Source organism: Longimicrobium sp., assembly GCA_036377595.1.
GTDB lineage: Bacteria > Gemmatimonadota > Gemmatimonadetes > Longimicrobiales > Longimicrobiaceae > Longimicrobium.
The window spans coordinates 1-26396 of sequence record DASUYB010000106.1; the positions used below are offsets into that span (position 1 = coordinate 1).

Genomic DNA, 26396 nt, shown 5'->3' on the forward strand with positions numbered 1-26396 from the left:
GCAGCGCGGCCACGGCCTGCACCAGCCGCACGGCATCCGTATCCGGCGCCTCGGCGGGGAGCGCGCCGGTGACGGCCCGGGCCAGCAGCGCCCGCTGCTCGCCGTCCGCCGGCTTGGGGTGCGCCAGCCGCAGCGCGTCGCGGTGGCTCCAGCCGTCGCGCTGCGGGTACTTCAGGAGCTGGTACGCCAGCTCGCGCGGCTCCTTGCCCAGGTACCAGGCACCCACCGCCCGGCGCACGCCGCGCCCCCAGCCGCGGAACGCCTGCACGTAGCGCAGCCAGTGCAGCAGGTGCGTCCCCGTCCGCGCCACCCGCGGCAGCGCCTCGAGCGCGGCGGCCCGGGCGGCCTCGTCGCCCATCCCGGCCACCATGGCCAGCACGAACAGCGCGGGGTCGTTGTTCGGCGCGCGGCCGCTCTCGCTGATCTCCACCACGCGCCGCACCACGCGCGCGCCGTCCTCGGCCACGCACTCGGCCGCGGCGGCGGCGTTCTCCACCGTCAGCGTGCGCTCGCCGATGTAGTAGGTCCCGCCCTCGCTCCCGAGGACCAGGAAGCGGTCCAGCCGCGCCCAGCGGTCCACCGGCCAGGCGAACCCGCCGGCCGAGTTGGGCACCTGCGCCGACCCGGGGATCTGCGCGCTCTGCGGGGTCGCGAGCTTCCGCAGGCGAGTCGCGAAGTACTGCGTGAAATCGAGCATGGTCTCGCCTCCTTTCGGGCGAGGGGTCTGGGTGTTCCGCGTGCGCCGCGGATGAGGGGCCGCGCCGGGTATTTCCTGCCCGGACGACCGGAACAGGCCCGTTAACCAGGCGCGATCGACCCGGCGCGCGGTGGTGCAACGGAGCCGGATGAGGGATTGCCGCTCGGATGCCCCGGTTTCCCGGGAGCTTCGGTTCAAGCGAAGTGATAACCGAACAGCTGCGACCCGGCCCCGTCTCTTCCTTCCGTCTCGAAACCGATCTGCCGAAATGCCGAGCATGTCCCTCGCTGCGCGGGGGCTACATCAGCGCGCACGGCCAGCCTTGTCCGCGGCCGCAGGCGGCCCCCTCCCCCCGGCCCCCTCCCCCGCTTCGCAGGGGCGGGGGAGAACTCAGATCCGGAGCCCGTTCCCGCGCTGAGGTCTCCCCTCCCCCATCCCTCCCCCCTCGTGGGGGAGGGGCCGGGGGTGGGGGGGAACCCGGCGTCGGCCACGCCGGCCCTTACCGACGGCACCGCATACTCGGCCTGGCACCGCGGATGAGTTGTCGCAGCTCGTCTTCGTTCTCAGCGATAACCGAGCAGCTCCGACCCGCGGCGCCCCGCACTCAGCACTCGGCACTCCGGTACTTTCTTCCCTGCCGCACCGCCGCGCGCGGACCGAAAGGTCGCGTCGGCCCGGGTACGCATTTCTCCCGGATCCCGTGAAAGGGTTTGGTGCGATAACCGACTGCGTGCGGCCCGCGCGCGCCGGTGCGGCAAGTCTTCCGTCAGTGGGACCGGCGGGATTCGAACCCGCGACCTCTCGATTAGCAGTCGATAACCCACGGCCTTCGGCCCGGCGCTCCGCCGGACGAGGTGCGGCCAGGGAAGTGCTCTTCCACTGAGCTACAGTCCCGTATTCTCTTCACTCCCTCCCGTCTCATACCAAGTCCGGGTGAGGTATTGGTGCGTCCGACCGAATCTCCGTGCTGACGCGATGATAGATCCTTCGGCCTGCAAGCGCTTGCACAGACGCTGATTACGGGCTGGCCGGCCTCAGGATGACGTCAGCGTGGCATCGGTTTGGGTACATCACCAGATTCCCGGATTCGGATCACATCAGCGCGGGAAGGGAAGCCCGGCGGGATTCGAACCCGCGACCATCGGATTACGATGATCCTCCCACATCGGCCCGGGTTTCAGGCGGGCAAGGAAGCGGGGAGGAGATTTCCGCTGCTCTAACCGGACTGAGCTACGGGCTTCCTCTTCTCGCGCGGGCGCAGGGGCGACCGGTGGGGCTCGAACCCACTCCCCCGGCTCCACGGACCAGTGCTCTACCTGTTGAGCTACGGCCGCCATGCGCCTGCGTGTTCCTGCGATCTCGGTCGGGGGCCGGCGGAAGCGTTCCGCCTTCGGCGCTGATGGTCGCGTTTGCACCAGGCCTGGGGCATCGCGCCCCGCCGGCCCTCCGTCCGTCAGCCTTCGTTCATCTCCATGCACCTCCTGCCGAAGCGTGATGCGGAGGGGAGAAACGGAATCGCCCCGCCCGCGATGGTTTCACGCGGGCGGGGCGATTCGTGTCGCTCCCGTGGACGGGGAATGCGCGCCAGCACGTGGCGCCTACATCCCGGCCCTCCCGCGTAGATCCGTCGTACCGATGTTCCTGCCCAGCCCGATGGCCGAATACAGCGCCCGCGGCTCGCTTTCCGCCGCGAACGGACGCACCTCTCCCCCGAGTCTATGGGCGCACTTCTCCCGCGCGTGCACCGGCTGTGAGCCGGCGAGCGGGCTGTGCCGTTTCGGGCGAGCAGATGCGGACTGCGGCATGGACCTGTGGTTCAGCGTGCGTCGTGCGTGGTGCCTGGAAACAAAAAGTCGCGCCACCGATGTCTCGCCGAGCACTCGTGCTTCGACGCGGCCGTCCACCCGCGAGCGGGCTCGGACAGCCGAACGATCATCGGGACGCGACTCCCAAGGGCGCCAACTCTAAACGAGCCTCGAAACGGTGTCAACCCCCCTCTTCGCGCCGCCTGGACAAAGCAGGATGGGGGATTCACAGGCGATGGGAAGCGTAACTCCCTGCGAGAACGCGAGATGATTGCTTCACACAATCGAACGGATTTTCGTAGAGCCACAGATCTCTTGATGACGATTGTCGATCACCCTACCCTGTACCTGCTCGTCCGGTGAGGCGCCGGGGCGAGCCGTGAAGCACCCTTTGATGAGGAGGTGGACCCATGCGGAAGCTGAGGCTGGAGATCGACCGGCTGGCGGTGGAGAGCTTCACGCCGGAGCCGGCGGAGACGGACTCGCGCGGAACGGTGCGGGCGCACGCGCCGACGAACATCCAGGCGCACACGTGCGACCCGCTGGTGGGCACCTGCTTCGGGTTCACCTGCTTCCGCACCTGCATCTGCACGGGCCCCGCGAACCCCGGCGGCTGCGGCACCCACGTCCCCGCCTGACGCGGCGGCGCATCGAAGCACGCGAGGGGCGGCCTCCGATGCGGGGCCGCCCCTCGGCGCTTGTGGGATGCTTCGTTCTCGCGGGATGCGAGTGAACTCGCGGCTACAACGACACGCAGTCCGCCTTCGCGGACTTCATCGGCGCGCGGCCCAGTATCACCACGACCACGCGAATCTCGCCGGACAGCGCAGATGCTTGGGCGGCTACCTCTCCCGGTACGGGCCCGGTACGGGAGAAGTGGCGAGCCCAGGCGAGCCGGAGAGGGCGCGATGCCGCGGATGCGGAGATGCCGATCTTGGGCACTCAGCACTCAGGACTCAGCACTCAGGACTTGGGACTCAGGACTTAGGACTCAGGACTCCCGTCAGTACCTCGTCTCGATCCCGTGCACGACCCGGTACGTGTCGCGCGCGATCAGCAGCTCCTCGTCCGTTGGGATCGCCCACACCTCGGGGCGCGAGCCCTCGGCGCTGATGCGGCCCTCGCGACCGCCGGCCGTGGCCTCGTTGGCGGCGGGGTCGAGGCGGAGGCCGACGAACTCGAGGCCCTCGCAGATCTTCGCGCGGATGCGGGGCGCGTTCTCGCCCACCCCGCCGGCGAAGCAGACGGCGTCCGCGCCGCCGAGCGCGGCCAGGTACGCGCCCACGTACTTGCGCGCGCGGTAGCAGAACAGCTCGATGGCCAGGCGCGCGCGGCGGTCGTCGTGCTCGTCGGCCTCGGCCATCAGCTCGCGCATGTCGTTGGTCAGCCCGCTGATCCCCAGCAGCCCGCTCTGCTTGTTCAGCAGCAGCTCCACGTCGTGCAGCGACAATCCTTCCTTCTCCGCCACGTAGTCCAGCACCGCCGGATCGACATCTCCTGAGCGCGTGCCCATCACCAGCCCTTCCAGCGGCGTGAACCCCATCGACGTGTCCACCGAGTCGCCATCGCGGATGGCGCACGCCGAGCAGCCGTTGCCCAGGTGCAGCGTGATCAGCCGCGAGCCCTCGCGCGGGCGGCCGGTCAGCTGGCGCCAGCGGTAGCTGATGTAGCGGTGGCTGGTGCCGTGGAAGCCGTAGCGCCGCACCCGGTGGCGCCGATAGAGCGAGTAGGGGATAGCGTAGAGGAAGGCCTGCTCGGGAAGCGTGTGGTGGAAGGCCGTGTCGAACACCGCTACCTGCGGCACGCCGGGGCCCAGCACCGCGCGTACCGCCTGGATCCCCTTGAGGTTGGCGGGATTGTGCAGCGGCGCCAGCTCGATGGTGTCCTCGATGCCGCGCATCACCGCTTCGTCGATGGGCACCGAGTGGACGAAGCGCTCGCCGCCGTGGGCCACGCGGTGCCCCGCCGCCCCGATCTCCGCCACGCTGGAGATGGGGACGCCGGAGTCGGGGTCCGTCATCCACCCGAGCAGGTGGTCGACGGCGGCGCGATGGTCGCGCAGCCCCGCCTCGCCGGTGACGGGCTCGCCCGCGCCGGCGCGGTACGTCCACACGGCGCTGCCGCCGATGCGCTCCACCTGCCCGCGCGCCAGCCTGCGGTCGCCGTTGTCGGCGAAGCGGTGCTCGTCGGTGTCGATGAGCTGGAACTTGAGCGTCGACGAGCCGACGTTGAGGACGAGGATGTTCACCGCGAGGCCGTATCCGTCCGGGGAAAGCAGAAGGTGCCGGGCGCCCCATGGTACGGCGCCCGGCACCCCGGGTCCAGAGCCCGGCGGCGGCTACCGATCGATCGCATCCCTCGCCCGGTTGATCAGGTCCAGCAGCGGCGTGGCCAGCACGAAGTATCCCTTCTCCGTCTGGAGGTTCACGCCGTATCCCGCCTGTACGATGTCCTCCAGCAGGGTGAGCGTTCCCCCGATCCCGAGCTGGATCCCGTCGTCGCGCGTGAAAACGACCGACATCAACCCCACCCCCAGCCCGCGCGGGTCCAGCAGCGAGCCCGGGTTGGCCCGGCCGCCGGGACGGTTGCGGAAGTGGAGCACGTACGAGGTGGAGATCCCCGGCTTGAACCCGCTCGCGCCCTGCGGGCTGGCGAAGGCGAGCCCGGCCGTCCAGGTGCGGTAGAGCCCGAAGGTGCGCACGCCCACGGTCCGCTCTTCCTGGGCCAGCGGCTTTCCCGTCTGCGGGTCCAGCACGCGCAGGGTGATGGTGACCTCGTCGCCGTCGGCCACGTTGCGGCGCAGGTACAGCTCGCCCGGCACCAGGCTGGCGGCCTGGACGGACACCAGGGTGCGCTCGATCTGGTCCAGTGGAACGGACGTGCTTCCCACCCGCTCGGTGGCGCCGGTGAGCCCGGCGAGCTCGGAAAGGCTCGTGACCCGCGCGGCGAAGGTGCGGTAGTGCTGGCCGAGCGACGAAAGCTGCGCCTGCGCGCGCTTCCACCGGGGGATCTGCTGTTCCAGCAGCCGCTGCAGCCGCGTGCGCTGCGCCCCGGCGTCGCCCGCCAGCACGGCGCGGACCGCGGTGTCCAGCGCGTCGAGGTCTTCCGCCAGCCTGCCGGGAAGCGCGGAGATGGCGGGAAGCGCGTTCATCACCTGCGACAGCGACTGCTGCATGGCGGCAAGCTGCGCCAGCAGCGCTTCGGCCGAGCCGCCCTGCACCCCGCCGCGCAGCGACTGGTGCAGCGTGCGGAGGGTGGCCAGCGGCTCCACCAGCGACGCCACCGCATCCAGATCGTAGCGGAGCTGCGCCGTCTGCGGCAGCGCCGCCAGCTCGTCGCGCAGCGCGCGCAGCTCCGCGGCCGTGGGCAGAGAGTCGAGCACCACCTTGGCGCTGTCGAGCTCCGCGCTCAGCAGCCGCGCGGCCGTCTCCACGTCCTCGCGGAGCCGGGCGGCCGTGGTGCGCAGGTCGCCCGCGAGCTGCAGGATCTCGCGGGCGAACTGGCGTCCCCGCTCCACCCGCGCCTGCTCCTCGGGCGTCATGGTGAACGCCAGCTTGTCCACCGGCGTCACGTCGCCCTGCGGCAGGTTGTCGTAGTTGGAGATGTGGATCTGCGAGGCGGGGCGGTCGGGCCCGGTGCGCACCGCGAAGATCTGCACGCGCGGCATCACGTCGGGGCGCGAGCGGGCCAGGTCGCTGGAGGCGCCCGCCAGCCGCTGCCCGATCCCCTCGATCTCGCGCCGCGCCAGCTCGCCGATGGCCACGTAGCCGGGATCGCCCACGGCTAGCGCCGAATCGGTGTTCGCCCCGCGGTCGGCCAGGAAGGTGATGAGGGGGATGAGGATCCCCGCGTGCCCTGCCAGCGAGGCGCGCAGCGCCTGGTGCGCCGCCGCGTCGCGCGGATTGCGGGCGAGCTGCGCCTCGGCCGCCGAGATCGCGTCCACCACCGCCGACAGGCTGTCGTCGAAGGCGCGCAGCAGGTCGCGCACTTGCCCGAGCGTGTCGGACAGCGCGGCCACCCGCCGGGCGGCGGGGTCGTCCAGGGCGCGCAGCGCGGGCGCGGCCAGCGCCTCGATGGCGGCCTGGTCGGGCACCACGCGCAGCACGCTGTTGATGTCGGCGAACCCCCGCCCCGACGTCGGCAGCGCGCGGGTGCCGCCGGACTGCGGCTCCTCCTCGATCCGCAGCATCGCCGGGCGGCCGGGCGGCGCGGGCGAGACCTGTGCTGCCGCGGGCGCGGCGGCGAGCAGCGCGCCGAGGGCGGCGATCGCGGCAAGCCGCGGCCGGGTGCGTGGCATGGCGCTACCCCTGCTGCGCGCGAAGAAAGGCCAGCTCGAGCTGCGTCAGGCTTTTCGCCTCGCCCGCGGTCAGCCGCACGGACGGCTTCTGGTCGAGGTTCAGCACGCACACCACGGCGCCGCCCTGCAGAAAGTCGCTCGCCTCGCTCTGCGTCAGCAGCGCGGGATCGCGCACCCACACCACCTGCCGTGCCGTGGGCAGCGCGTGCGCGCGGACGTCGGCCTTCGACGCGATCACGTCCTCGCCCCCACCATCACCCACCACCAGCATGGTGATGCGGAAGCGGTCGGCGAGCGCCTGGTCCAGGAGCGCGCGTGACTTGTCGGACGAATCCGGAACGATGAGCATGCGGCGTCTCCACGGGGTGGGGAATGGGGATCGGAGAAGCAGTTGGATGACCCTGCCAGCGCCGCGGGGATGGCTTCCGGCCGGCTCGAAGAGGGGGATGGACGGGCGGTGGCGAATTGCCGCGAAGCGTGGTCTAGCTCGTCGGGGACGCCACCTCCCCCAGCTCCAGCCCCCGCTCGCGCACGACCTCGCAGAGGCGGCGGGAGACGAAGGTGCTCCAGTAACCGTTGGCGACGAGATCGTGCTCGGACTGGAAGCGCTTGAGCGCGGCCTGGCTGCGGTGCCCCCACTGGCCGTCCACGCCCGTCGGCCCCAGATCGTAGCCGAGCGCGGCGAGCGCGCGCTGGCGCTGCACCACCGTCTGCGTGGGCGTCCACACGTCGTCGATGGCGCGGTCGGGATAGATGCCGCGCAGCACGCGCGCGAAGGGGAAGCCCGCCGGGTCCACCTTGTAGCCGGGGCACAGGTCGTGGTGCCCGTGGTGGTCGTCGGGGCCGATGTGCGGCCAGCGCGCCACGATCTCGCGGCCGACGGCGACCATCATCGCCACCTGCTCGTCGGTCCACGGCTGCACGCGGACGGGCTTGCCGTCGGGGGTGGCGGCCGCGATCCAGTCGTCGCCCACCATCACCGGCGAGGTGGCGAAGCCGATGTTCACCGTCTCCACGCCGATGGTGGAGCGCGAGCCCTTGTAGTCGGGCGAGCCGAGCGGCCGGCCGTCCCAGCGCAGCGTCTGGCTCTTTCCCGCGTGCCAGGAGCGGTTCTCCAGGCTCACGTAGCGGTCCACGCCCTCGTCGAAGCCGCGGCCCACGCCGTAGTGCGCGCTCGCCTCGCCCTTGCGCTCGGCGTTGCGGCCGCCGAGCAGGCGCCGGCAGAGCTCCAGGTCCCACGTCACCGTCCAGTGCCAGGTGACGCCGAGCGGGCGCCCGCCGATCGACTCGGGCCAGCCGGCGCTCACCGCCTGCCCGTCTTCGAGCGGGATCAGGGCGGATTCGTGGATGTGGAACGGCAGTTCGGCCATGGATACGGAAAGGCCGCCCGGGGCGGCCGTTGGGGTCGCGGTCATGCTGGTGTCGCGGGGTGGTGCGAGAGGCCGGGCGGAGTCCGGTGGGACGGGCGATCCGGGCGGCGGGCCGGCGCGGGGCGATCCATCGAAATCCCCGCCGGCCATGGCGAAACATCGCCACCGCCGCGGCACCCGTCAACGCTCACGCCGTCCGGGTGATCGCGATTTGGCGCGCGCGATGGGCGGCGACCTAGGCGCCGAGCGCCGCGCGGGCGAGGGCTCCGTCTTCACCCTCACCCTTTCTCCTGGGCTCGTCCTCAATCGATCAAAAAAGAAGGCCTCACGCAGAGTCAGCAGAGTCAGCAGTAAACAGCAGCTTTTTCTGCTGACTCTGCTAACCCTGCGTGAGCCATGCAGTTGAGGATGTCTGGAGACACGATGGCGCCTCCGCACCTCTCGGCCTGACCGGCTCGCGATGTGGAGGGATCATTTCACCATCCCCCCTTCGACCCGGGATACTCTTGGGGGAGGGGATGCAGCGGCGCGGTCTTCGGGCGCGACGCGGCGCGGAGGCGCGGCGCCGTCCACGCGTACAGGGCGACGCACGCGGCGAAGGCGAGCGCGGCCGGGAGCGCCAGCCGCGGGCCGCGCGTGGCCGGATCGAAGCGGGGGAAGAGGCCGCCCCAGGCCAGCACCCCGGCGTTCCAGGCGACGTGCAGCGCCACGCCGGCCCAGATGGAGCGCGTGGCCCACACCGCGTAGCCCAGCGCCATCCCCCCGGCGACGCGGATGACGATGCCGCCGGGCTCCAGGTGCGCCAGCGCGAAGAGCACCGACGTCACGCCGATGGCCGCCGGCGCGCCGAAGCGTCGCTCCATCGGGCGCTGCATCCAGCCGCGGAAGGCGAACTCCTCCAGCAGCGGCGCCATCCCCGCGATCACCATCACCAGCACCAGGGTGCCGCCGGGGCGCTCGGCGTACTCCACCAGCTGCCGGGGGAGCGGCCGGTCGCGCGCGAGGTGGAGCGAGGTGATCACCATCCACATCGCCAGCGCGCCGGTGGACATCACGGGCGCGAGCACCGCGATCCACCGCCACGCCGGGCGGGGGAAGGGGCGGACGCGCTCCGTGGCGCGGCCGCGGGCGGTGCTCCATCCCTCCGTGATCGCGTGGCACCACAGGAAGAGCGCGGCGACGACGATCAGCCAGAACACGGCGAGCCGCGGCGGCATCAGCAGGAAAAGGCCCGCCGACAGCTGCCAGAGGATGAAGATCACTGCCGCCACCACGACGTCGCGCACCGTGCGGCGCAGGTGGCGCAGCGCGGTGCGGCGTACCTCGCGGGGCGAATCTTCCGTGGCGATCAACGGACGGAGGATGGAAGTGGGGACGATGCTCGCCGGATCAAGCTAACGCCGTCCCGCCCGCGCCGAATCCCTTCTCCGAATCTCCTGAAAAGAAAAGCCTCACGCGGAGCCGCGGAGCCGCGGAGAACTCGCTCCCGCGCTGAGTTCTCCGCGACTCCGCGTCTCCGCGTGAGACCAGAGATCACCGGCGGCGGCGGGCGAGGCGCTCGTCGCGGCGCTGCCTGCCGGCCTCGAAGCGGCGCTTCTCGTCGTCCGTCTCGGGAAGGATGGGCGGGACGCGCGCGGGGCGGCCGTCGCCGTCGAGGGCCACGAAGGTGGCGTAGCAGGTGTTGGTGTGGCGCTCCTCGCCGGTGACGGGGTTCTGCGCGAACACCTTCACCCCCACCTCCATGCTGCTGGTGCCGGTGAAGTTCACCGACGCGTGCGCCACCACCAGCTCGCCGATGTAGATGGGCTCGTTGAACTCCACGCTGTCGAAGCTCCTGGTCACCACCGGCCGGCCCGCGTGCTTCATGGCGCAGAACGCCGCCGCGCGGTCGATGAAGCCCAGCAGCACGCCGCCGAACAGCGTGCCCGCCACGTTCTGGCTCTGCGGCTCGGCCAGGTCCGCGAACGTCACCTGGCTCAGCCGCACCGGCCGCGGCACCGCCGGATCCGGCGCGGCCGACTTCAGGTAGATCTCCACCGGCCGGATCATCCGCTCCGCCATCCTCGCTCCTCGTCTCACGCTCGTCCCTGAATCCCGCAGCCGCCTCGGCGCGCGGAAGATGGCGGACGATGCGCGGCGGGGAAAGGCGCCCGGCGCGGCATCCTGCGTCGCGGTGGAATCCCTCGCGCCGGCGTCCGTCGAAACCGGGAGACGGGGGATTTCCGAACCGGTGGCGGGGGCATAAACTACCGACTTCATCTCCCCCGGCGTGCGTCCGCCGCAGGTCCCCTCCGCGAACGAACGATGGCGGTATCCGGCCCCGGCTCCTCTCCCGTCGACACGCCTCCTCCCGCGCCCGACGTCCCCGCCGAGCGGCCGGCGTGGCTGCGCTACGGCGCGGCGCTGGCGGGCACCGCGGCGGCGCTGGCGCTGTCGCTGGCGTTCCGGCAGTTCATCGCCACCAACGTCTTCATCTTCTTCTTCGCGGCCATCATCCTCTGCGCCTGGTTCGGCGGCCGGGGACCCGCGCTGTTGGTGACGCTGCTGGCCCTCCCCCTGGCCAACTACTTCTTCCTGGACCCGGCCTTCGCGTGGAGCACGGCGCCCATCACCCTGCTGCGGATGGCGGTGTTCGCCGGCCTGGCGGTGCTGATCGGCTCCATGCGCGAGTCGCTCGACGTATCGCGCCGCCGCGCCGTGCAGGCCGCGCGCGAGGCCGCCGAGCACGCGCAGCGGCTGGAGGAGCAGGCCGTGGAGCTGCAGCAGCAGGCGGCCGAGCTGGAGCTGCAGACCGAGGAGGCGCAGACGCTGGCCGAGGAGCTGGTCGAGGCCAACCGCCAGCTGGAGGAGAGCGCCGCCCGCTCGCTGGCCGAGGCGCAGGCGCTGGCGCACGTGGGGAGCTGGGAGTGGGACGTGGCGCACGACCACGTGTGGTGGTCCGACGAGATGTACCGCATCTACGGCTTCGAGCCGGGCTCCGTCGACGTGTCGCTCGGCACCTTCCTGGAGCACGTGCACCCCGGCGACCGCGAGCGCGTCCGCGCCGAGGTGGAGCGGTCGAGGAAGACGCGCGAGCCGTTCGAGCTGGACCACCGCATCGTCCTGGCCGACGGCTCCATCCGCATGCTGCACGCGCGCGGGCGGGTGGAGATCGACCGCACGGGCGCGGTCACGCGGATGTCGGGGACGGGGCAGGACGTGACCGACGCGCGCGCGGCCGAGGAGACGGCGCGGCGCCTGGCGGCCGAGCAGGCCGGGCGCGCCGAGGCCGAGGCGGGACGCGGCCGGCTCGAGGCGGTGCTGGAGGGGATCGGCGAGGCGTTCATCGCCTTCGACTCGGAGTTCCGCTACACCTATGTGAACCGCCCCGGCGAGGAGCTGCTGGGCCGCCCCCGTGGCGAGCTGCTGGGGCGGCGCGTGGACGAGGTGTTCCCCGAGGTGGTGGAGAGCCCCTCGTGGGAGGTGATGCACCGGGTGGCGCGCGCGCGGCGGCCGGAGCGGGTGGAGTTCCTGTCGACGTCGCTGGGGCGGTGGATCAGCCTGCGGGTGTCGCCGTGGAACGGCGGCGTCTCGCTCTTCCTCGAGGACGTGACCGACCGCCGCCGCGCACAGGAGGAGCGCTCGCGCCTGGCGGCCATCGTGGAGTCGAGCGAGGACGCCATCTTCTCCAAGACGCTGGAGGGGGTGATCCAGAGCTGGAACGCGGGCGCCGAGCGGCTCTACGGCTACACGGCGGAGGAGATGGTGGGGCGGAACGTCTCCACCCTGGCCCCGCCCGACCGCGTCGACGAGATCCCGGCGATCCTGGAGCGGCTGGCGCGCGGCGAGCGGCTGGCCAGCTACGAGACGGTGCGGGTGAGGAAGGACGGCACGCAGATCGACGTGCTGCTGGCCATCTCGCCGCTGCACGACGCCGACGGGCGGGTGATCGGCGCGTCGACCATCGCCCGCGACGTGAGCGAGCGCCGGCGCGCCGACGCGGCGCTGCGGGCCAGCGAGGCGCGCTACCGACGGCTGATCGACACGGCCGAGGAGGGGATCTGGCTGCTCGACGCGGAGGGGCGCACCAGCTACGTGAACGAGCGGATGGCGGGGATGCTCGGGCGTCCCCCCGCGGAGGTGGAGGGGCGCGCCCTGACGGAGTTCGTGCACCCGGCGTCCCGCGCGGAGGTGGCCGAGCACCTGGCGCGGCTGGACGGCGCCCGCGAGCGCCACGACGTGCGCCTGGTCCGCGGCGACGGCTCGGACCTGTGGGCGCTCGTCTCGCTGAGCTCCGTGCGCGGCGAGGCGGGCGAGTGGCAGGGGTCGCTGGCGATGGTCACCGACGTGACCGACCGCCGCCGCGCGGAAGAGTCGGTGCGCTTCCTGGCCGAGGCCAGCCGGCTGCTGGCGCAGTCGCTGGACTACGACCGGGTGCTGGGCACCATCGCCGGGCTGGCGGTGCCGCGGCTGGCGGACTGGTGCGCGGTGGTGCTGGCCGCGCCCGGCGGCGGCATGCGGGTGGAGGCCGCCCACGCCGACCCGGAGCGCCAGCCGCTGGTGCGCGAGCTGGTGGCCGTGCGGCTGGGCGCGGCGGGGCCCGGCGGGCCCGTGTCCACGGCGCTGCGGCAGGGGCGCTCGGTGCTGATCGAGGACAACGCCGCCGGGATGCTGCGCGGCGCCGTTCCCGACCCCCGCTACGAGGCGCTGCTCGACGCGCTGGCCCCCGCGTCGCTGGTGGCCGTGCCCCTGGCGCTGGAGGGAGCGACGACGGGGGCCATCGTGCTGGCCAGCGCCGACGCCGCGCGCCGCTACGGCCCCGGCGACCGCGCGCTGGCCGAGGAGCTGGCCCGCCGCGCGGCCACCGCGGTGGAGAACGCGCGGCTGCACCAGGCCGAGCAGGAGGCCCGCCGCCAGGCCGAGGCCGCCGCGGCGCAGATCGCCCGGCTGCAGGCGGTGACCGCCGCGCTCTCGACGGCGCGGACGATGGAGGAGGTGGCCCGCGCCGCGCTGGGCGAGAGCATGCGCGCGCTGGGCGCCGCCGCGGGATGGATCAGCCAGCTCGCGCCGGGGAGCGAGCGGGTGGAGCTGGTGTGGGCCACGGGGTTCGACGCGGCGGTGATGGCCGAGTTCCGCAGCATCCCCCTCGACACCCCCATCCCCCTGTCGGACGCGGTGCGCACGGGCGAGATCATCGCCATCCCCAGCCGCGCGGAGCTGGAGGCGATGTATCCCGGCATCCCCGACCGCGGGCAGCGCAGCCGCTACGCCGCCTGGGCGGTGGCGCCGATGTGGGTGGAGGGGCGGGCGGTGGGAGGGATGGTGATCAACTTCCCGGAGCCGCGCGGCTTCGACGCCGACACGCTGGACTACCTCTTGGCGGTCGGGCGGCAGGGCGCGGTGGCGCTGGAGCGGGCGCGGCTGTACGAAGCCGAGCGGACGGCGCGCGCCGAGGCCGAGGCTGCCAACCGCGCCAAGTTCGACTTCCTCACCACCATGAGCCACGAGCTGCGCACGCCGCTGAACGCCATCGCCGGCTACGTGGACCTGCTGGAGCTGGGGATCCGCGGCCCGCTGACCGACGCGCAGCGCGACGACCTGCGCCGCATCCGCCGCAGCCAGACGCACCTGCTGGGGCTGATCAACGACGTGCTGAACTTCGCGCGCATCGAAACGGGCCACGTGCACTTCGACCTGGGCGACGTGGCGCTCGACGAGCTGCTGGGCGAGGTGGAGACGCTGATCGCGCCGCAGGTGCAGGCGCGCGGCCTGTTCTACGAGTACCGGCGTCCAGACCCGGCGGCCACCGTGCGCGCGGACCCCGAGAAGCTGCGGCAGATCGTGCTGAACCTGCTCTCCAACGCGGTCAAGTTCACGCCGGCGGGCGGGCGGATCACGCTGTCGAGCGAGGTGGACGGCGACTGGGCGCGGGTGCGCGTGGCCGACACGGGGATCGGCATCCCCGGCGACAAGCTGGGCACCATCTTCGAGCCCTTCGTGCAGGTGGCCACCGGCTACACGCGCACCAGCGAGGGCACCGGCCTTGGGCTCTCCATCTCCCGCGACCTGGCCCGCGCGATGGGCGGCGACCTGGGCGCCGAAAGCAGCGAGGGCGAGGGCTCCGTCTTCACCCTTACCCTTCCCCTGGGCTCTTCTTCAATCGACTGAAAAAAGAAAGTCTCACGCAGAGCAGCAGAGGGAGCAGAGGAAAAAATGCAGTTTCTCTGCTGCCTCTGCTGCTCTGCGTGAGCCATGCAGTTAAGGATGTTTGGAGATGACGAAAGCGCCTCCGGATCGCGATGATCCAGAGGCGCTTTGCGTCGATAGCGGGGGCGGGATTCGAACCCGCGACCTTCGGGTTATGAGCCCGACGAGCTACCAGGCTGCTCCACCCCGCGACGAGTGGAACGACACGCCGGAGAGCCGGTTTGAAGCCTGATACGTGGTGTATCGGTGGGTGGCATCCCCGCAGTCTTCGCGATGTCCGTCGAAGGACTCCACGTCCGCTGCAGGATCAGCCCCCGGCTTCAAGGATATCGGCTCAAACATGAAACTCTCCGCCATGCCGAACGCTCTCAAGCTACACGAAAGCTAAGTAATTGTCAAGTAGATATTTACGCGGGCTTCTCCCCACGCGGCGGGCGGGGACTTCCCCCTCCGTGCCGTCAGCGCTCGTCCGGGCGGATCCACTTGCTCGTCGTCGGGGGACGGAACGCGGCGAAGCGGTCCAGCAGGCGCGCGGGGTCGGTTTCCTCGATCACCAGCGCGCGGTGCTGCGGCGGGATGAAGCCCTCCTCCGCGCCCCGGTCGAACAGCGCCAGCAGGGGATCGTAGTACCCCGCCACGTTCAGCAGCCCGCACGGCTTGGGATGGAACCCGAGCTGGCTCCAGGTCAGCACCTCGCAGAACTCCTCGAAGGTGCCGAAGCCGCCCGGCATGGCCACGAAGGCGTCGGCGCGGTCCGCCATCATCGCCTTGCGCTCGTGCATCGTCCGCACGACGTGCAGCTCGGTGAGCCCCGCGTGCCCCACCTCGCGCGCCATCAGCGCCTCGGGGATCACCCCGACCACCTCGCCACCGCCGGCCAGCACGGTGTCGGCCACGATCCCCATCAGCCCCACGTTGCCGCCCCCGTAGACGAGGCCGAGCCCGCGCTCCACCAGCACGCGCCCCATCTCCCGCGCTGCCGCGGCGTAGTCGGGACGCCCGCCGGGGTTGGAGCCGCAGAACACGCAGACGCGGCGCAGCGTGCGATCTCCTCCTCCCATCGCCACTTGCCGAGATTCGTGGACGCTCACAATGCGGCGGGGGGACGGTAGATCCACCCCTCCAGCGCCAGCAATTCCGGTGGCACGCGGCCCAGGCGGTACGGCTGGTCGAGATCGCCGCGGCAGAGGAAGGCGACCAGGCAGGCGACGCAGGCGTCGCGCGCGTCCTCGAGGGTGCAGGCGCACGCCTCCATCGACGGGTGCGCGAAGGTCATCCATGGCTTGAGCGCCGCCGGCCGCGCGCGCACCTCGCCCGGGCGCGAGGGCACGCGCCCGCCGCGGATCCCCAGCTCCTTCGCCGCGCCGGCGGGATAGACCTCGATCACCACCGTCGGCGCGGACGGGTCCGGCGCCTCGGGGGAGATGGAGACCTCGGCTTCGTCGCGCAGCTCGTGCAGGAAGCGGATCCCCTCCAGCGTCTGCTTGTACAGCCGCATGTCGAAGGGCGACAGCGCGCCGCCGGTGTCCGTCCGCCGCAGCGCCTTCTGGAGATCGGGAAGGGTCTTCCACACCTCCTCGGGCGGCCGGTCGGCGATCCACGACGCGATCGCCTTCCATGCCGGCTCGCGCCCCTCCGCGATCCGCTCCGCCGCAGCCGCGGGGATGCCGAAGGGGAAGTCGGCGCCCCACAGGATCGCATCGTCCTCCCCTGCGTCCACGTGCCTGCGCCACGCGCCCGCGACGTGCGCGCGCAGGTCCTCGCGGAAGGGGAGGGGACAGAGGGAGACGATCTCCAGCTTCCCCTCGCGCTCGCGGCCCACGGCGGCCCACAGGTTCGAGAGCGGCTCCTTCGCGCCGGAGAAGTCGATCCCGCCGAACCAGGCGAACTCGGGCATGCGTCGCGTCGTGGGGATTGGTGGATTCGTCATCGTGGACGCGGGAAGATCCGGCCCACACCCTCGCGGCACAAGCCCGAGCATCCACAACAACGGACTCACGCGGAGACGCGGAGGCGCGGAGAACTGATTGCCGGTCTCCGCGCCTCCGCGTCTCCGCGTGAGCTCGGTCGGTCAGGGGTTCGCGTAGTCGGCGGTGGGAAGGAAGCGCGGCGGCTTGCGGTGCTTCGTCCCCTGCTCGTACGCGAAGGCGAGCTTGATCAGCGTCGGCTCGCTCCACGCGCGGCCGATGAACGAGATCCCCACCGGCAGCCCGAACGCGTAGCCCGCGGGCACGGTGACGTTGGGATACCCCGCCACCGCCGCCGGCGTGGAGCTGCCGCCCACGCCGTGGTCGCCCAGCAGCAGGTCGATCTCCCACGGCAGGCTTCCCGTCGGCGCCACGATGGCGTCCAGCCGGTGCTGCGCCATCACCGCGTCGATCCCCTCGCGGCCGGCCAGGCGCACGCACTTCGCCCGCGCGTCGACGTACGCCTTGTCCGTCAGCGGGCCCTTCTCCTGCGCCATGGCCATGATCTCCTGCCCGAAGAACGGCATCTCCTTCGCCTTCTCGCGCTCGTTGAAGTCGATCACGTCCTTGAGCGTGCGCACCCGCGCTGTGGGGCCGCGGCTGGCGAAGTACTGCGCCAGGTCCGCCTTGAAGTCGTAGAGGAGGACGGTGAACTCCGCCTCGTCATACTCGCCCAGGTGCGGGATGTCGGCGGGATCGACGATGACGGCGCCCAGGCGGCGCAGGTCGGCGATCGCGGCGTTGACCACGCGGTCCGCGTGCGGGTCCGCGCCGAAGAAGCGCCTGCGGGCAACGCCGATGCGCGCGCCGCGCAGGCCGTTGGGGTCGAGGAAGCGGGTGTAGTCGGGCTGCACCCGGCCGCGGCCGGCGGCGGTGGCCGGGTCGCGCGGGTCGGCGCCAGCGAGGACGCTCAGCAGCGCGGCGGCGTCGGCCACGGTACGCGCCATCGGCCCCGCCGTGTCCTGGCTGTGCGAGAGGGGGACGACGCCCGCGCGGCTCACCAGCCCCAGCGTGGGCTTGATCCCGACGACGGAGTTGGCGGACGAGGGGCAGACGATGGAGCCGTCCGTCTCCGTCCCCACCGCCACCGCGGCGAAGTTGGCGGCGATGGCGGCGCCGCTCCCGCTGCTCGATCCGCACGGCGAGCGGTCCAGCGCGTAGGGATTGAGGCACTGGCCGCCGCGCCCGCTCCAGCCGCTGGACGACTTGGTGGAGCGGAAGTTGGCCCACTCGCTGAGGTTGGCCTTCCCCAGGATGACGGCGCCGGCGGCGCGCAGCCGCTCCGCCAGGAACGCGTCGCGCGGCGCGGGCGTGCCGGCCAGCGCGTACGAGCCGGCCGTCGTCTGCATCCTGTCCGCCGTGTCGACGTTGTCCTTCACGAGGACGGGGATGCCGTGCAGCGGCCCGCGCACCCGCCCGCCGCGCCGCTCCGCGTCCAGCGCGTCGGCGATCCGCAGCGCGTCGGGATTGGTCTCGATCACCGAGCGCAGCGTGGGCCCCCTGCCGTCCATCTCCTCGATCCGCCGCAGGTACGCCTCGGTGATGGAGCGCGCCGTCCAGCGGCCCTGCCGCATCCAGTCCTGCAGCTGCTGGACGGTTGCCTCCTCCAGCTCGAACGGCGGCGGCGCGAACGTCCGTGCGGACGGCGTCTCCGCGGCGGGCGTGGCGGACGCGTCGGGGACGCGGCCGACGGCGCCGGCCACCGCGGCCAGGGTACCGGCGTGCAGGAACCCGCGGCGGCTCAGCCCGCGGCGCTCGGGCTGCTCGGACGGATCGTCGTGATGCTCGGACATTTCTGGGGCTGCGGTGGCACGGGGAGATGCGTGGGATGGGAGCGGGAAGGATCGTATGCGGCGCCCGGCGGGCGGGCAAGCGGCCGTTCGACAGGCCCGCCGTTTTCCTGGAGGGGAAAGCGTGTATCGCGGTTCAACAGAAGTACAGGCAGGTTACATACTCTCAATCTCTACGGGTCGCTGCAGTCGCGTTTGTAGCCGCAGTTGGGGCAGACGATCTTGCAGCTGTGGTCGTACATCCGCGTGCCGCACATCTCGCAGAAGTGCTCCTTCGGGATCTCGCGGAGACGGAACGGCATCGCAGGCTTCGCCACGGGCGCGGGTGGCGGCGCCGGCTCGGCGTCCGGCTCGCGGCGCTTGTGCGCGTTGATGCGTGCGCACCAGCTCGGGTCGAAGTGGCTCACGCGGATGGGCGAGCGAAGGGAGATGGGAACGGGATGATCGGGAAGGTACGGCCGGGGGATGGGGCGCGCGAGAGCGACGTGCGGGGAGGCGAGGCGACGCGGCTGCGTGAGGGATGCGCGCCCGGAGGGCCGGGAACCCGCCGCGCGTGCGCCGATGCTTCGGCATCGACGAAGGTTCGGCGCGGCGGGGGCCCGGCGCCGTTGGCCACCGCGGTATCGTGGCCTACGGCGCGCGCAGCCCGGTTCCGCGTCTCGGCGCGGAACACGCCCGAATTCCGCAGTTGTTCCGTTCCTGGGAAGACGAAGAATCAGTTCGGCTCTTCGCCGACGCGGCGGCGCACTTCCTGGAGGATGCGGCGCGGGTCGCACGGCTTGGTGAGATAGCCGTCGCAGCCGGCGTCGACCGCGCGCTTGCCCACCGAGCCGTACGGGTGCGCGGTGATGATGACCACCGGGATGCCGCCGGTCTCGGGGTCGGCCTTGAGCTGCTCGGTGGCGCGGATGCCGTCGATGCCGGGGACGGAGATGTCCATCAGGATGACGTCGGGGTGCTCCTCGCGGGCCGCGCGCATCCCGTCCAGGCCGTTGTCGGTGGCGAGCACGCGGTAGCCATGGTGATGCAGGTACATCGCGTTGATCGCGCGCATCTCGATCTGGTCCTCGACGATGAGCACGGTCTTGGCGCCACGCGTCTTCTGGTCGAACGCCTGGTACATCTGCTACCCTCTGCTACGTTTCAGACAGTGGAAGTTGGCTTCTGCCAACGTAATACGTGTTTACACGCTGCGCCACCTCCAGGGTCCGATCGCCTCGTGGAAGGCCGCGCGCGACGGCATCTTCGCCCCGTTGCGGCGTGCCTTCGGGACATCGGCGCCCCACGTCGCCTCCGTGTGCTTGCCCGGCCCGCGGCGGCGGCGGCATCTTGCCCGCACGGAGGTGAGAGATGAGAACGATCGTCGTGGTTTCGGCGCCGATGCTCGCGGTAGGTCCGCTCCGCCCCGAGCCGCCGCAGTGATCGCCGGGATCCAGGCCGGGGCGAGGGAGACGGGCGCGCGGTCGCTCGACGACGAGCTGGGCGGCGAGCTGGCGGGGCTCGAGCGCTGCGGGCTGCGGCGCGCGCTGAAGACGGTGGAGCGGCGGCGCGGCGCGGAGGTCGTGGCGGACGGTCGCCGCGCCGTCGACTTCTCCTCGAACGACTACCTGGGGCTCGCGTCCGACCCGCGCATCGCCGAGGCGGCGGCGCGCGCGCTCGGCGATGCGGGCACCGGCGCCGGCGCGGCGCGCCTGATCTCCGGCAACCATCCCCTCCACGAAGAACTGGAGCGCGAGCTGGCGCGGTTCAAGCGTGCGCCGGCCGCGCTCCTCTTCGCTTCCGGCTACGCGGCCAACACGGGCGCCATCCCCGCGCTGGTGGGGCGCGGCGACGTGGTCTACTCCGACGAGCTCAACCACGCCTCGGTGATCGACGCGTGCCGCCTCTCGCGCGCGGCGCTGCGCGTTGTCCCCCACGCCGACCTGGAGGCGCTGGAGGACATGCTGCGCCGGGACCGCGGCCGCTTCCGCCGCCGGCTGATCGTCGTGGACGCCGTGTTCTCGATGGACGGCAGCCTCTTCCCGCTCGACGCGCTGGTGGAGATCGCGAAGCGGCACGGCGCGTGGACCTACGTCGACGACGCGCACGGCACCGCGGTGCTGGGGCGCGAGGGCCGCGGCTCGCCCGAGCACTGGGGCGTGGAGGGGCGGATCGACGTGGTGATGGGGACGCTGGGGAAGGCGCTCGGCACCGCGGGCGCGTTCGTGGCGGGATCGAAAACGCTGTGCGAGTGGCTGATGAACCGCGCGCGGCCATTCGTCTTCACCACCGGAAGCCCGCCGGCGCTGGCCGCCGCCGCGCTCGCCGCGCTGCGCATCGCCGAGGACGAGCCGTGGCGCCGCGACCGCCTCCGCGCCAACGCGCGCCGCCTGCGCGAGGGCCTGGCCGCGCTCGGCCGCCCCGCGCCCGGCGAGGCGGACGGCCACATCGTCCCCGTGCTGATCGGCGGCGCGGAGGAGACGATGCGCGCGGGGAGACTCCTGGCCGAGCGCGGCTTCCTCGCCGGCGCCGTCCGCCCGCCCACGGTGCCGCCCGGCACGTCGCGCCTGCGCCTCACCCTCTCCGCCGCCCACACCGGCGAGCAGGTGGACGGATTGCTCGCGGCGCTGGCGGAGGTGCTGGGGACGGCACCTTCCGATCATGAACGTCCCGATCTCGATTGCGGTTGAGATGGGAATATGCGAGTGAACTCGCGGCTACAACGACACACAGTCCGCCTTCGCGGACTCCGTGCGGGCAAGGGTTTGGTACGCATCACCGGCATCATCGCGGGCGGAGGTGATCAACGTTTGTCGCGCGCGCCGATGCTTCGTCGGCACGAGAGCCGGTAGTCCGCGAAGGCGGACTTCGTGTGGTTGTAGCCGCGAATTCATTCGCATACTCCACGCGGATTTCTCGCAACCGCCACGCATCCTCTCGACCGCATTCGACGCAGATTCACCCCATCGAACGCCGTCCTCATCTCCCGAAGTCGCGCCCAATCTCCCATCACCTTAGCTTGTCCGTCCCAATCCCCGCACACGGCAGGTGATGGCTCTCGACTGGCTCGCGCTCGACACCGCGCACGTCTGGCATCCGTACACGCAGCACGGCATCGCCCCCGTCGCCACGCCCGTGGTGCGCGGCGAGGGCGCGTACCTGTTCACGGCGGACGGTGGGCGGCTGCTGGACGCGATCTCGTCGTGGTGGGTCACGCTGCACGGCCACGCCCACCCGGCGATTGTCGATGCGATTGCCGAGCAGGCGCGCGCGCTGGAGCAGGTGATCTTCGCCGGGTTCGCGCACGAGCCGGCGGCGCGGCTGGCGGCGGAGCTCGCCGCGGTGCTGCCGGAGGGGCTGACGCGCGTCTTCTACTCCGACGACGGGTCGACCGCCGTCGAGGTGGCGGTGAAGATGGCGCTGCAGCTCTGGCGTCTCCGCGGCGAGCATCGCCCCTCGTCGCCGCGCTGGAGAACGCGTATCACGGCGACACCTTCGGCGCGATGAGCGCCAGCGGCCGCGGCGTGTTCACCGAGGCGTTCGCGGAGCACCTGTTCGAGACCGCGCGCCTTCCCGACCCGTCGGAGGGCGACACGGTGGCCGCGCTGGAGCGGCTGCTGGACGCGCGGGGCGGGGAGCTCGCGGCCGTCATCGTAGAGCCGCTCCTCCTCGCCGCCGGCGGGATGCGCGTGTGGAGCGAGGAGACGCTGCGCGGCATCCGCCGCCTGACGACGGAGGCGGGCGTCCTGCTGATCGCCGACGAGGTGGCCACGGGGTTCGGGCGCACGGGGCCGCTCTTCGCCTGCGAGCGGGCGGGCGTCTCCCCCGACCTGATCTGCCTGTCCAAGGGCGTCACCGGCGGGTTCATGCCGCTGGGGGTGACCGCCGCGCGCGAGGAGATCTTCCAGGCGTTCGTCAGCGACGACCGGCGCCACACCTTCTTCCACGGCCACTCCTTCACCGGCAACCCGCTGGCCTGCGCCGCCGCCCGCGCCTCGCTGCGGCTGCTGGACGACGCGTGCGCGCGGCGGCGCCAGGAGATCGAGGCCGCGCACGGGGACGGACTCGCGCGCCTCGCCTCGCACCCGCGCGTCCGCGCGCCGCGCGTGCTGGGGACGGTCGCCGCGTTCGACCTGGATGGCGGGGACGGGTATCTCGATCCCGTCGGACGCGAGCTGGCGGCGTTCGCGCGTGGCGAGGGGGTGCTGCTGCGGCCGCTGGGGAACACCGTGTACCTGATGCCGCCCTATTGCGTCAGCCGAGCGGAAATGGACAACTTGTACCAGGTGATCGGCCGATTCCTGGAGACGCGATGATCCGCCTGGGTGTGACGGGGACGGACACGGGGGTGGGGAAGACGCTCGTCTCCACCGTGCTGCTGCGGCTGATGCGCGCGCGGGGCTTCCGCGTGGCGGCGATGAAGCCGGTGGAGACCGGCGTGAGCCCCGGCGACCCGCGCGGCGACGCCCACCGCCTGCGCGAGGCCGCCGGCGGCCCCGCTGGAGCTGGTGCGCCCGCTGCTGCTGAAGGAGCCGCTGGCGCCGTGGGTGGCCACCGCGCGCGGCGGTACCCATGTGGACCTAGACGTGCTCGACGACGCCTACCGCCGCCTCCGCGACGGCCGCGACGCCATCGTGGTGGAGGGCGCGGGCGGGCTGCTGGTGCCGCTCACCCGCGACGTGGCGTACGACGGCCTGTTCGTGCAGTGGGACCTGGACCTCGTCGTGGTCGCCGGCAACCGGCTGGGGGTGATCAACCACACGCTGCTGACGGTGCGCGCGGCGCACGACGCGGGACTGCGTGTGCGCGGCGTGGTGCTGAACACCCTCGACCCCGAGCCGCCCGGCATCGCCGAGAGCACCAACCGCGAGACGCTGACCGACCTGCTGGCCCCCGTCCCCGTGCTGCAGTTCCCCTGGCTGCGCAAGCCGAACGACGACCGCTACGTGGTCGAGATCGCCGAGGAGTGCGGCTTCGACACCCTCATCTCCCTCCGCGTCCCGCCGGGGTCGTAGGCAAAGTGGGATTGGGGGGGATCCAGTCGGATCCGCAGCGAACGACGCGCGCCTGATCCGGTTCGGATCAGGCGCGCGTTTACGTTCAGCCGGGCCGGTGCCCGTGGGTCAGCAGCACTGGGTGTCCCACGAGATCGGCTCGGGCAGGCAAAGACGGCACGACCTGCAGGTGTCGTCGTAGTTGGTGCCGCCGCCGCCGCATCCGACCTGGGTGTCGGGAGCGAAGCCGTTGACCGTTCCGCTGCTGCGCCCAGCCGGCTCCACCGTGAAGGAGACCACCTGAACCTCGTCGAGATTGAGCTTCAGCTTCTTCATGGACTTTCTCCGCTGTGATCGAAAGTGACGGCAAAGGTTTGCCGAGGACGTCCTATCCTAGAAGAGAATCCATCCGCGGGCAAGCCGGTATCTTCGGCCTTTACGTAACCTCGCCCAGGTGCGTCCCACCGAATCCTGTGCTGACGCTATGATAGATCTTCGGCCTGCAAACCCTTGCGCAGACGCTGATTACGGTCTGACCGGTCTCGGGATGACGTCAGCGCTGGATCGGTCGGGTGCATCGACCAATTCCCGGATTTCGTATCGCTGGCCAGGGATTCGTCGGCCGCCCGGACCGACATCATCGCGCGAATCCCATCTTCATCCGCGGTTGAAGGGAGTCGCGGCGGGGGGTTAGATTCGCACCGCACGCCGAATCCGCCCCGCGCGATTCCCATCTCCCTGCTCCACCCGAAGGAAAGCATCTCCATGCGGAGGACCCTGGCCGCGCTGGCGGCGCTGTCGCTGGCCGCCCCGGCGCTGCACGCGCAGGCGCCGCGCATCACCCCGGCGGGCGACCCGTCGGTGCGCGACGACACCATCTACCGGCTGGCGGTGAAGGCGTCGGACCATCCCGACGAGGATGCCGTGACCCTGCTCGACGACGGCGTCATGATCATCCACGCCGACGGCACCGACTCGCGCACCTACCGCACCGTGTCGCAGGTGCTGACCTCCGACGCGGTGGAGGGGCTGGCCGAGAACACCTTCTCGTACGACGCGTCGCGGCAGCGCTTCCGGTTGAACTGGGCGCGGGTGATCGGCCCCGACGGCCGCGTGGTCTCCGCCAAGCCCGAGCACGACCAGGAGAGCCTGGCGCCCGTGTCGGAGAGCTCGCCCGTATACACCGACCAGAAGATCCGCCGCATCACCATGGGCGGCGTGGTGCCGGGGACGATCGTCGACTACAGCTACACCATCGAGAACCTCAAGCCGGTGCTGCCGGGCGACTTCCTGGCCAGCTGGAGCGTGCACACCGGCCGCCCCACCGCGCGCTCGCGCTACGTGATCGAGATCCCCGCCTCGCTGCAGCCGCGGATCCGCGAGCGCAACCTGAACTTCCGGCGGCGTGAGCGGCGCGCAGCCGGCGTGGTGGTCTACGACTGGACCACGGCCAACGTCCCCAAGGTGGAGCCCGAGCCGTTCGCGGCCGACTCGAACGACGTGTACATGGGGATCGAGCTGGGCGGCGCCACCACCTGGGCGCAGATCGCCCAGTGGTACCACGGGCTCGAGGAGGGGCGCTACGCGCTGACGCCCGAGATCGAGGCGCGGGTGGCCGAGGTGGTGCGCGGCGCCAAGACGCTGGACGACTCCCTGCGGGCCATGCACCGCTGGGTGGCGCAGGACTTCCGCTACGTGTCGCTGTCGCTGGGGATCGGGGGATACCAGCCGCGCCTTCCCGCCGCGGTGCTGCAGACGCAGTACGGCGACTGCAAGGACAAGGCGACGCTCTTCATCGCCGTGGCGCGGCGGATGGGGGTGAAGGCGTATCCCGTGCTGCTGTCGTCGAGCGGCGGCGCCGACCGCGCCTTTCCCTCGGTCAACCAGTTCGACCACATGATCGCCGCGGTGGCGCGGCCGAACGGCGGCGGGTACACCTTCCTGGACCTGACCAGCGACCTGACGCCGTACGGCTCGGTGGTTCCCGACTACCAGGGGGGATTCGGCCTGGTAATCCACCCCGACGGCCGCGGCGAGGAGATCACCTTCCCGCGCGACGCGCCTTCGGCCAACCGCCGCGAGATGACGATCGCCGGCGAGCTGGGCGCGGACGGGACCTTCCGCGGGACGATGCTGAACCGCGCGGCGGGCGCGCTGCAGTACCGGCTGCGCAGCGCGTTCAGCAGCCGGCTGACGCCGCGCCAGCGCCAGGACCTGGGCCGGAGCATCGCGCAGGGGCTGTTCGACGGCGCCAGCGCGGACTCGCTGGAGATCTTCGACGGGCGCGACCTGCGCGCCGACCCGCACACGCGCGTGTGGGTGAGCGGCGGCCGCGCAGCCACGCGCTCGGGCGAGACGCTGATCCTGACGCTGCCGCTGGGGAACGGCTCGATGGACCAGCTGATCTCGCAGCTCGAGGCGGCGCCGGGCCCCCGCCGCTTTCCCATCGACGCGGCGGCGGTGATCGGCCCGATCGAGACGGTGAGCGAGTTCCGCGTGACCCTCCCGGAAGGATGGAAGGCGCGGCTCCCGCAGAACGTCACCGCCACCTCGGTGTTCGGCACCTACACCGCCGAATACGCGCAGACCGGGCGCGAGCTGCGGGTGGCCAAGCGGGTGAGCGGCACGCGCGGCGTGCAGCCGCCCTCGGCCATCGCCCAGCTGATCGACTGGCTGAAGGCGATGTCGAAGGACGACGCTCGCTTCATCGTGCTGGAGCCCCCCGCGCGCTGACGTTTCGGCGGGGAGAGTGGACGAGAACGCGCCATCGTGCCCACGGTGGCGCGTTCCTGTCGGTGCGTGCGGCGGATGGCGCAACTGGTACCGGTTCGCGTAACAAAACTCTTGTTTCGCACACCGGCGGGGGGCATCTTGCTGTTTGTCCCCTTTCCACGTCCGGCTCCACCCCACCGGCCCCACGCTCCCTCACGGTGACGCCCAAGTTCGTGCTCCTCGTGGATTCGCACGAGGACAGCCGCGCGATCTACACGGCCATCCTGGAGCACTACGGCTTCGGGGTGGCGTCCGCGGCGCACGCCGACGAGGGGCTGCGCCTGGCGCGCGCGCGGAAGCCCGACCTGGTGGTGCTGGAATTCAGTCCGCCGCGCGCCCGCAGCCTGGAGGCGTTCCGCGCCTTCCGCCGCGACGAGGCCACGGCGTCGGTGCCGATCGTGGCGCTCAGCACCATGGTGGGCGAGGCCGACCGCGAGCTGCTGGTGGCCGAGGGGATCACGATGTGCCTGGCGAAACCCTGCCCCCCGCTGACCCTGCTGGACGTGGCGAAGCGGCTGCTGGGAGGGCAATAAACCGAA

At 71.8% G+C, this 26396-nt stretch carries 21 protein-coding genes and 4 tRNA genes; 8 read left to right on the top strand and 17 right to left on the bottom strand.

All coding sequences use genetic code 11. The features are described 5' to 3' along the window. The 4 genes from VF092_18495 to VF092_18510 all read right to left on the bottom strand — a co-directional run. Positions 1 to 697: TROVE domain-containing protein (locus VF092_18495; protein ID HEX6749294.1), on the bottom strand; the 697-nt coding region annotated here is incomplete at its 3' end. 770 nt (positions 698 to 1467) lie between these two features. Then, positions 1468 to 1591: transfer RNA gene (locus tag VF092_18500), tRNA-OTHER, on the bottom strand. A 217-nt stretch (positions 1592 to 1808) separates the two neighbouring features. Next, positions 1809 to 1937: transfer RNA gene (locus tag VF092_18505), tRNA-OTHER, on the bottom strand. Between the two features lie 22 nt (positions 1938 to 1959). Next, positions 1960 to 2031: transfer RNA gene (locus VF092_18510), tRNA-His, on the bottom strand. A gap of 881 nt (positions 2032 to 2912) precedes the next feature. Here VF092_18510 and VF092_18515 point away from each other — a divergent pair. Next, positions 2913 to 3140 carry a hypothetical protein gene (locus VF092_18515; protein ID HEX6749295.1) on the top strand — a complete coding sequence of 76 codons (228 nt, stop codon included), beginning with the start codon at positions 2913 to 2915 and terminating at the stop codon, positions 3138 to 3140. Between the two features lie 365 nt (positions 3141 to 3505). Here the strand turns inward: VF092_18515 and VF092_18520 are convergent, their stop codons facing one another. The 6 genes from VF092_18520 to VF092_18545 all read right to left on the bottom strand — a co-directional run bounded on the left by VF092_18520 (position 3506) and on the right by VF092_18545 (position 10230). Beyond that, on the bottom strand, positions 3506 to 4750 hold the full coding sequence (locus tag VF092_18520; protein HEX6749296.1) for an acetate kinase: 1245 nt from the start codon (positions 4748 to 4750) through the stop codon (positions 3506 to 3508). A 90-nt stretch (positions 4751 to 4840) separates the two neighbouring features. Further along, positions 4841 to 6799: a hypothetical protein gene (locus VF092_18525; GenBank protein HEX6749297.1), complete on the bottom strand. Its 1959-nt coding sequence runs from the start codon at positions 6797 to 6799 to the stop codon at positions 4841 to 4843. 4 nt (positions 6800 to 6803) lie between these two features. Continuing rightward, the gene (locus tag VF092_18530; GenBank protein ID HEX6749298.1) at positions 6804 to 7148 is read right to left on the bottom strand and encodes a hypothetical protein; all 345 of its coding nucleotides are present in this window, start codon (positions 7146 to 7148) and stop codon (positions 6804 to 6806) included. Between the two features lie 133 nt (positions 7149 to 7281). Then, on the bottom strand, positions 7282 to 8214 hold the full coding sequence (locus VF092_18535) for an N-acetylmuramoyl-L-alanine amidase (GenBank protein ID HEX6749299.1): 933 nt from the start codon (positions 8212 to 8214) through the stop codon (positions 7282 to 7284). Positions 8215 to 8645: 431 nt separating this feature from the next. After that, positions 8646 to 9521 carry a type II CAAX endopeptidase family protein gene (locus tag VF092_18540; protein ID HEX6749300.1) on the bottom strand — a complete coding sequence of 292 codons (876 nt, stop codon included), beginning with the start codon at positions 9519 to 9521 and terminating at the stop codon, positions 8646 to 8648. A 181-nt stretch (positions 9522 to 9702) separates the two neighbouring features. Then, positions 9703 to 10230: an acyl-CoA thioesterase gene (locus VF092_18545; protein ID HEX6749301.1), complete on the bottom strand. Its 528-nt coding sequence runs from the start codon at positions 10228 to 10230 to the stop codon at positions 9703 to 9705. A 243-nt stretch (positions 10231 to 10473) separates the two neighbouring features. Here VF092_18545 and VF092_18550 point away from each other — a divergent pair, with 243 nt between their 5' ends. Continuing rightward, positions 10474 to 14316, top strand: a complete 3843-nt coding sequence (locus VF092_18550; protein HEX6749302.1) for a PAS domain S-box protein — start codon at positions 10474 to 10476, stop codon at positions 14314 to 14316. 156 nt (positions 14317 to 14472) lie between these two features. Here the strand turns inward: VF092_18550 and VF092_18555 are convergent. The 6 genes from VF092_18555 to VF092_18580 form a co-directional block, all read right to left on the bottom strand. Next, positions 14473 to 14546: transfer RNA gene (locus VF092_18555), tRNA-Met, on the bottom strand. A 267-nt stretch (positions 14547 to 14813) separates the two neighbouring features. After that, positions 14814 to 15416: a TIGR00730 family Rossman fold protein gene (locus tag VF092_18560; GenBank protein ID HEX6749303.1), complete on the bottom strand. Its 603-nt coding sequence runs from the start codon at positions 15414 to 15416 to the stop codon at positions 14814 to 14816. Between the two features lie 26 nt (positions 15417 to 15442). Beyond that, positions 15443 to 16252 carry a DUF429 domain-containing protein gene (locus tag VF092_18565; protein HEX6749304.1) on the bottom strand — a complete coding sequence of 270 codons (810 nt, stop codon included), beginning with the start codon at positions 16250 to 16252 and terminating at the stop codon, positions 15443 to 15445. Between the two features lie 174 nt (positions 16253 to 16426). Continuing rightward, complete coding sequence (locus tag VF092_18570) at positions 16427 to 18115, bottom strand: amidase (GenBank protein HEX6749305.1); 1689 nt, start codon at positions 18113 to 18115, stop codon at positions 16427 to 16429. 170 nt (positions 18116 to 18285) lie between these two features. Beyond that, complete coding sequence (locus VF092_18575; GenBank protein HEX6749306.1) at positions 18286 to 18519, bottom strand: hypothetical protein; 234 nt, start codon at positions 18517 to 18519, stop codon at positions 18286 to 18288. A 308-nt stretch (positions 18520 to 18827) separates the two neighbouring features. Beyond that, entirely contained in the window at positions 18828 to 19235 is a 408-nt protein-coding gene (locus tag VF092_18580) for a response regulator (protein ID HEX6749307.1), read from the bottom strand. Positions 19236 to 19530: 295 nt separating this feature from the next. On the opposite strand from VF092_18580, the gene bioF reads away from it, so the two are divergent. From bioF to bioD, 4 genes are all read left to right on the top strand, one after another. After that, positions 19531 to 20781 carry an 8-amino-7-oxononanoate synthase gene (bioF, locus tag VF092_18585; GenBank protein HEX6749308.1) on the top strand — a complete coding sequence of 417 codons (1251 nt, stop codon included), beginning with the start codon at positions 19531 to 19533 and terminating at the stop codon, positions 20779 to 20781. A 361-nt stretch (positions 20782 to 21142) separates the two neighbouring features. After that, positions 21143 to 21598 (top strand): aminotransferase class III-fold pyridoxal phosphate-dependent enzyme, encoded by a 456-nt coding sequence (locus tag VF092_18590; protein HEX6749309.1) that lies wholly within the window; start codon positions 21143 to 21145, stop codon positions 21596 to 21598. After that, positions 21595 to 22407, top strand: coding sequence for an aminotransferase class III-fold pyridoxal phosphate-dependent enzyme (locus VF092_18595; protein HEX6749310.1), 813 nt, complete (start codon positions 21595 to 21597; stop codon positions 22405 to 22407). The genes VF092_18590 and VF092_18595 overlap by 4 nt, the downstream gene beginning before the upstream one ends. Before the next feature lie 192 nt (positions 22408 to 22599). Continuing rightward, positions 22600 to 23106, top strand: coding sequence for a dethiobiotin synthase (bioD, locus tag VF092_18600; protein HEX6749311.1), 507 nt, complete (start codon positions 22600 to 22602; stop codon positions 23104 to 23106). A gap of 108 nt (positions 23107 to 23214) precedes the next feature. Here the strand turns inward: bioD and VF092_18605 are convergent, their stop codons facing one another. Then, positions 23215 to 23421 (bottom strand): hypothetical protein, encoded by a 207-nt coding sequence (locus VF092_18605; protein ID HEX6749312.1) that lies wholly within the window; start codon positions 23419 to 23421, stop codon positions 23215 to 23217. A gap of 429 nt (positions 23422 to 23850) precedes the next feature. Between VF092_18605 and VF092_18610 the strand changes: the two genes are divergently transcribed. Together VF092_18610 and VF092_18615 are read left to right on the top strand one after the other, a co-directional pair. Beyond that, entirely contained in the window at positions 23851 to 25818 is a 1968-nt protein-coding gene (locus tag VF092_18610; protein HEX6749313.1) for a DUF3857 and transglutaminase domain-containing protein, read from the top strand. Positions 25819 to 26015: 197 nt separating this feature from the next. After that, positions 26016 to 26390: a response regulator gene (locus tag VF092_18615; GenBank protein ID HEX6749314.1), complete on the top strand. Its 375-nt coding sequence runs from the start codon at positions 26016 to 26018 to the stop codon at positions 26388 to 26390. Positions 26391 to 26396 lie beyond the last annotated feature (6 nt).